This is a genomic window from Psychrobacter sp. HII-4 (assembly GCF_904846595.1).
GTDB classification, from domain to species: Bacteria; Pseudomonadota; Gammaproteobacteria; order Pseudomonadales; family Moraxellaceae; genus Psychrobacter; species Psychrobacter celer.
This window is the reverse complement of the sequence record NZ_CAJHBJ010000079.1, coordinates 1-2,624: the sequence shown is the minus strand read 5'-3', so window position 1 is coordinate 2,624 and position 2,624 is coordinate 1. Positions and strand designations below refer to the sequence as shown.

Below are 2,624 nucleotides of genomic sequence, written 5' to 3'. Positions count from 1 at the left end.
CGTCAAGGTGGTCAATGCCGATTCGAAACTGGACGGCGGCGCTCAATCGCTTTATGATTATGTTCGATGACCGTATCAGCAGACATTTAATCTAAATCGCAGTTACACAGAATTCGGGATGGTCTCTCAGCTCATGGCATCTATATTGATTATATTGAGCCTGGCTGTCCTTATCAGAATGCTTATATTGAACGGTTTAATCGCAGTTACCGCAATGAGGTTTTAGACTGTTATCTTTTTAATAATTTAAACGAAGTTACTCAACTGACTGAGGAATGGATCAAGGTTTATAACAACGAAAGACCCCATGATTCACTTAATGATATGACACCTGCTGAGTACAGACAGGTGGCTTAATTATTCTACGATGATGTTGTGTTAAGAATGGGGTATTTACAACAAATAAACGGTTCAAACGCATAAGTTATTCTCAACCATCATGGTAAGTGCGAGTAGGCACTAAGGTTATGCTACTGCTAAAGTATCTAGGGGTTAGAGCGTTTTAGCGTATTCTATTCATTGATTTGGTCGGTTTGGAGGAGCTATTACCATTGATTCCAGAGCCTTAACTACCTCTTTAGGCAATAAAAATCTGTAGTATTCATCAAAAAGATGGGGCATGTTGATGTAGCTGGCATATCTATCAAAGACCGTGTCCCAACTACTTTGACCCACTTGATTGGCTATGTAATTGTGTTTATCTACAATAGAGTGCTGATAACCAATAATCTGCAAAGGCAAGTCATAGTCTATTAAGGCAAACACTTCTTTTTTTTCATTGAAGATTAAAAAAGGAGTATTTAGATGAGGGGATGCAAAGTTCCAAATTATATCTTCATTTATATATTGACACTTAGCAAAACAACCAAAACTTGCGTCTGTAGATACTATAAAAATAGGCGTCTCTAAGTTATCGTTAATCAGATTAGTAATTATTTTTTCAGGCTCTAAACTATCTTTTATTTCTTCACCAAGTTCATATGGTATGCAGAAGTAGTGGTAATCTTCGCTTAGTCTTGGTTTCATCGCATCAGTTTCAGTAATTCCTTTAGAGCCTTTTACTATTAGATCATCAAATGGATGCATATTAGCTTCGTCTGTTGTTAGTAGCTCGCCACCTTCATCTTCTAAAAATTTTTTTTGAGGTGCCCAAAACTCGCTAAAATATTCTTGATCGCTATTTTTTGAATAAAATTTCATTGTGTTTGCCCTTTATGTGTTGGCTTTCTTCTACCAGGTTTTATAATTTGCCACCCTGGTTTTTGTGTTGAAGTGTAGTGGTCAAATATTTTTAGACAGTACTTAAGAGGTTTGTGTTGAAATAAAGTCTCTCTTTCTCGCTCGGTGTTAAATACTCATTAAAGCTGTGTGGTCTTACACTTTGATAATAGCCCCAAATATAATCATTTACTGCCTGCCGAGCCTCATCAATATTGTCATAGCCGTTTTTTGGCATCCACTCTGTCTTAAAGCTTCTAAAGAACCTCTCTGTAGGTGCATTGTCCCAACAGTTGCCTCGTCGGCTCATACTATGCGACATACCATTGCACTTGGCTACGCATTTAGCATACTCTTCACTGGTATAATGACTGCCTTGATCTGAATGAAACAGCACGCCTTTAGGCTCAAGTCTTATGTGATATGCCATTTTTAGTGCAGATGTGGTCAGCTGAGTATTCGGGCTATCTGACAAGGCAAAACCAACAATACGTCGAGCATATAAATCCATAACGATGGCTAAATAACACCATCCACCTTTGATACGAATATAAGTAACATCACCTGTCCACACTTGGTTTGGTGCAGTGGGCGCAAACTGACGGTCTAGTATGTTTCCATAAACTTTATGGAATTTTTCACAACACCTGTACTTATGTGATTTTATCTGTCGACTAATCAACCCCATTTGTGCCATCAGCTTACCTGCTCTGTAGCGTGTGAGTTTAATGTCATGTTGATGCGTGACGATAGCAGATACCGTCCTTGCACCAGCCGAGCCATTTGACTGCTCAAATACTTCTCTGATTAAGGCTTTGAGCCTTATAAGTTCAATGTCTATAGACCTAGATTTAGTACTGTTGTAATAGCTGCTTCTAACAACCCCAAACAGTTCACATAGCTTGTGTTTGCTAATATGCTTATGATGCTCTGCAAGCTTGGTTATTAGCGATAGACGCTGAGATTGTCTTGGGCTAGCAGAGCAGATGCCTTTTTTAATATATCTCGCTCCATCTTAAGCTGCTTGACCTGTTTTTCAAGCTCTTGTATACGCCGTAATTCAGGCGTTAGGGCTTTGCCTTCTGATGGCATGATACCTTGCTGTTCTTTACGGTATTTATATACCCAATTCTCTAAGGTGGTTTTGCCGATACCTAATGAGTTGGCTACTTCTGGTATCTTCCTACCTTGATCTTCAACCAGTTTAATGGCTTCTAGCTTAAATTCTTGGCTGTAGCGTCCGCGTTTGGTGGTCATATCTTCTCTCCAGTCTTGGTGATAGTATAACCTTGTATCTTGAATAACCGCTTAATACTGCCAACGAAAGTTGATAAAATAAAGTAATTATTCATGAGCATTGAGAGTATGAGTATAACCTTAGTGTCTAGACACTGTGTAAGAGATTA

The 2,624-nt window shown here is 38.7% G+C and carries 2 protein-coding genes and 1 pseudogene; 1 reads left to right on the top strand and 2 read right to left on the bottom strand.

Annotated features, from left to right (window positions below):
* Window positions 1–135 precede the first annotated feature (135 nt).
* Window positions 136–357 (top strand): annotated as a pseudogene (locus JMX98_RS13690) (integrase core domain-containing protein); the annotation flags it as partial.
* A 159-nt stretch (window positions 358–516) separates the two neighbouring features.
* On the opposite strand, the gene JMX98_RS13685 reads toward JMX98_RS13690, so the two are convergent.
* Together JMX98_RS13685 and JMX98_RS13680 are read right to left on the bottom strand one after the other, a co-directional pair.
* Window positions 517–1,200 (bottom strand): hypothetical protein, encoded by a 684-nt coding sequence (locus JMX98_RS13685; protein WP_201587367.1) that lies wholly within the window; start codon window positions 1,198–1,200, stop codon window positions 517–519.
* A gap of 91 nt (window positions 1,201–1,291) precedes the next feature.
* Window positions 1,292–2,475 (bottom strand): IS3 family transposase gene (locus JMX98_RS13680; protein ID WP_201587366.1). Its coding sequence is split into 2 segments (ribosomal slippage): window positions 1,292–2,202 and window positions 2,202–2,475, totalling 1,185 coding nucleotides; the frame shifts between segments, so codons are not numbered across the junction.
* Between the last annotated feature and the right edge of the window lie 149 nt (window positions 2,476–2,624).

What these genes read in the sequence shown, in the direction of transcription:
- JMX98_RS13685 (WP_201587367.1), bottom strand. Translation starts at nt 1,200, where the DNA reads ATGAAATTTTATTCAAAAAATAGCGATCAAGAATATTTTAGCGAGTTT.